Annotated in this window: 2 protein-coding genes and 2 pseudogenes; 3 read left to right on the top strand and 1 reads right to left on the bottom strand. The window is 68.0% G+C overall.

The annotated features are described in order from the left end of the window. Positions 1-67: 67 nt before the first annotated feature. Positions 68-1,198: a magnesium and cobalt transport protein CorA gene (locus ACFWAY_RS53185; protein WP_378453268.1), complete on the bottom strand. Its 1,131-nt coding sequence runs from the start codon at positions 1,196-1,198 to the stop codon at positions 68-70. A 304-nt stretch (positions 1,199-1,502) separates the two neighbouring features. Here ACFWAY_RS53185 and ACFWAY_RS53180 point away from each other — a divergent pair. The 3 genes and pseudogenes from ACFWAY_RS53180 to ACFWAY_RS53170 all read left to right on the top strand — a co-directional run. Beyond that, a pseudogene (locus ACFWAY_RS53180) lies at positions 1,503-1,850 on the top strand (exonuclease domain-containing protein); the annotation flags it as partial. A gap of 105 nt (positions 1,851-1,955) precedes the next feature. Further along, a complete protein-coding gene (locus ACFWAY_RS53175; protein ID WP_378516460.1) occupies positions 1,956-2,195 on the top strand; it encodes a hypothetical protein in 240 nt (79 codons plus the stop codon). 438 nt (positions 2,196-2,633) lie between these two features. Next, positions 2,634-3,656: pseudogene (locus tag ACFWAY_RS53170) on the top strand (transposase); the annotation flags it as partial. Positions 3,657-3,749: the final 93 nt, after the last annotated feature.

Genomic DNA, 3,749 nt, shown 5'->3' with positions numbered 1-3,749 from the left:
GTCTGTGTCCCGTAAGTGGGCGCGGTGGCACCGGCGGGCGGGGGGCAGTGCCCGCAGCCGGCCTCGCTCACAACCAGCCGCGGCGTTTGAAGATCGTGTACAGGCCGGCGCAGGTGAGCATCATCAGCGACAGGGCGAACGGATACCCACCGGCCCAGTGCAGTTCGGGCATGTGGTCGAAGTTCATGCCGTAGACCGTCCCGATCAGGGTGGGCGCGAAGAGGATCGCCGCCCACGCCGACACCTTCTTGATCTCCTCGTTCTGCGCATAGCTGGCCTGGGTCAGGTTGCGCATCTCCTCGTTCTGCTCCTGCGACACCAGGGTGGCGTTGACGGTGAGGATGTTCCCGAGCAGCTGGCGGAAATTGTCCGCGCGCTCCACGACCACCGTGGCGTGGTCGGTGACGTCACGCAGGTACCGCTGCAATTCCTCGTCGGTGTTGTACTTCTCGAATCCCGCCGACAATCCGCGCAGCATCCCGAGTAGCGGCCTTGTGGCCCTCTGGAATTCGATGACCTCGCGGGTGAGTTCGTAGATGCGCCGCGACACCCCGGGCGCTCCGCTGAACACCTCGGTCTCGATCTCGTCGATGTCGTTCTGCAGTCCGGCCACCACCGGCGCATACCCGTCGACCACGGCGTCGAGGATGGCGTAGAGGACGGCCTCGGGTCCGAGCCGGAGCAGGTCCGGGTTGCTCTCCATCCGCCGGCGGACCGCCGACAGGTCGGGGGATTCGCTGTGCCGGACCGTGAGCACGAACGTCGGACCGCAGAAGACGTGCAGCTCACCGAATTCGACGCGCTCGGTCTCGTCGCAGTAGCGCGCGGCGCGCAGGACCACGAACAATGTCTTGCCGTAACGCTCCAGCTTGGGCCGCTGGTGGGCGACGATCGCGTCTTCGACGGCCAGCTCGTGCAGGTCGAATTGCTTTGCTGCCGCGTACAACTGGGCGTCGTTCGGGCGGTACATCCCGATCCACGCCATCGACGACGCATCCGGCAGGCTCGCGAGTGCCTCCGACAGTGTGGCCGGGGTGGCTGTCTTCCGGCCGTCGCGGTAGACGGCGCTGTTGACCACCGTTTCCTCGGCAGGCGTCGGTTCGACGGGCCTGCGGGTCGCCACGTGACCGGCGTCGGCATCGGACAGACCGGCGGAACGGCTGGGGAGGAGGGAACGGATCGGACGCAGCTGAGGCATGACACGGGGCTTTCGAGGGAAAGTGGGCAGCGCGGAACGGCGCTGAGGAACACGGACCGTGAAACCGCGCACCTACCGGTGGAACGGTTTCAGTTGGTACTCGGAGGTTGGCTTCTCATCGGATGCCACACCTCCTTGCTCTCTCGAAAAGGCAGTTCACGACCCCGGTGAACTGCAGACCGGAGGACACGATACCCCCGGCGACCGGCCACGACAACCTGGGATCCCCGCCGTGTCGGTCCCGGATCCGACGCCTGCCGCGGCAGATACTGGGCGGGCACCGAATCACCACCGAGAGGCCCCCATGACCAGCTGGTCGGACAGACCGATCTGCGCGTTCGACCTGGAGACGACGGGGCCCGACCCCACCGATGCCCGCATCGTCTCCGCGTGTATCGCCATCGTCGACGCTCACCACTTCGAGTCGCGAACCTGGCTACTCGACCCGGAGGTCGCCATCCCGCAGGGCGCGTCGGACGTGCACGGAATCTCCACGGAGTACGCCCGGGCCCACGGGCAGGACTACGCCACCGGGTACGGGGAGATCCGCGAGGCCCTGCACGACGCGTGGACCCGCGACCATGCCGTCGTCGCGTTCAACGCCTCCTACGACCTGACCGTCATGCACACCGAGGGTCTGCGCCTCGGGCTTCAACTGTTGCCGATATATCTAACACTAGTAACTAGTTACTGCAATAGGTTCTGACACTGTCCGCCGGTGTGAATTGGTGAGGCCGCGGAATACTTGGGCACGTCGGTGGTTGGGGTTCGCGAGGCGGCATCGGAGGGCCGGTTGCCTTCTCGGCGCACCGGTTCGGGTCACCGAATTCTTGACCGCGCGGACCTCGACTCCTATAGGCGCAGGCCTGCATCGGTGTGTGCGGAGGGCGACTCTCGAGCGGGTGGAGGCAGTGTATTGCCGGTTGGCGGGCTCGACAGGGCAAGAGGCGTCGCCAGCCGATCGGGAAAAGATGTTGCAGGAGAGCGCTACTGGTGAGATGAAGCGAGGGTCCGCAAGGATCGCGGTTCGAGTCGGCGGGGGCAGCGGGCGGGGTTGGGCCGATGCTCGACGCCGCGGCCGAGGGTCGGTTCACGGTGGTGCTGGTGGTGTGGCGAGATCGATTGGCCCGGTCGTACGGTGGCGCGGATCGAGCGGTTCTTGTCGGAGGTCGGCGTTACAGTCGAGGTCCTGCGAGACAAGGGGCGGCACATCGCTGGTGGAGGAGTTGATGGATGACGTCATGGCACGGCTGGCATCGTTGTCCGGCCGGTTGTATCGGCGGCGGTCGACACAGAAATACCACCGGCTTCGGGGCGATGCCGCGGCACGGTTGGGAACGGGGTAACCGGTGAGCTTCTGGGGCGATCGCGGGTTTTCTCGGGGAACGGATGAGACCCGGTCAGTTCGGCTGTACCTGGTTCCTGGTCGGCCGGCATGACCGAGCCGGGATCGGCAGTGCCACGGCAGTTCGCGTTCACCACCCGCGCCCATGCGGCGGTCGACGACGCGACCGGCGAGCCGATCGGACTCGACGACGTCGACACCCGGGTGGGGTGGCTCCTGAACCTGGTCACCGCGGCCGGCGCCGAGTTGGCGTCGCGGCTGTGGCAGCCGGCGACGTTCGATGTGCTCGCCGCCGGTCGTGACCGGCAGGACCGCAGGCTGCCCGCTCAGGGTCATGTCGCCGCGGCCCGCCTGGGCTGGGACCCGCACTACCCGGACGCGGTCTATGTGCCGTCGAGGGTGAGCAGGGTGGTGACCGCGCAGGTGATGGCCACCCTGCGGACCCTCGCCTACCGGGACACCGCGATTGGGGCGCTGTCGGCCCGATTCGACCCGGCCACCGGTCGTCTGACCGCACCCACCGAGCCGGGCGACGCTGTGCCGCCGGGTTTCGCTCGGGGCGTACTGCGTCAGCTCGTCGCCCGCTCCCGCCGCGGTGGCGCGGCACCGGCCGGCCGGTTGCGGATCACCGACGTGCAGGGTCCGCCGCAGACGAGCGCGATGGCCGGACTGTCGGCCGCCGATCGGCAGCTCGCGCAGATCACCGTGACAGAGCGTGAGGTGGTGTTGACGGTGAAGCTGCCCACCGGCCCGGCCCCGGCGGGGCGGGCGCAGTGGCGGCGAGTGCGCCTGACCGCCGCCATCCCCGCGCACCTGCACGGCAGAACGATCACCGACTGGCATCTGCCGACCCTGGTCCTCGACCGCCGGGGTCTGCTGTGGCGGTGCGCCGCGACCGAACTCGTCCCGGCAGACGACCCGAACTCGGCGACCGTGGCGGTGGGGGTCGACTGGTCCCCGTCCACGCTCGGTGCCGCCGCCACCACCGCCGACCACCCGGACGGGCTGGTGTCGGACTACCGGGGCTTCACCTACGACGACCGCGGCCTCGGAATCAAACTGGCCCGCCTGCAGGCCGAAGGCCAGCTGCTGCACGCCAAGGCGGCCCGATTGTGAACTGTCCTGGGTCGGGTGGAGACTCCTGATTGAACCAGGAGAATGAAATCATGCCAGCACCGAGGAAGTACGACACCGAGACCCGTGAGC

Source organism: Rhodococcus sp. NPDC059968 (assembly GCF_042738615.1).
Classification (GTDB): domain Bacteria; phylum Actinomycetota; class Actinomycetes; order Mycobacteriales; family Mycobacteriaceae; genus Rhodococcus_F.
Note: the sequence above shows the minus strand (reverse complement) of the source record. Positions and strands in the feature narration are given on the sequence as shown.

Coding starts and splice junctions, on each gene's coding strand:
- ACFWAY_RS53185 (WP_378453268.1), bottom strand. CDS start 1,198: ATGCCTCAGCTGCGTCCGATCCGTTCCCTCCTCCCCAGCCGTTCCGCC.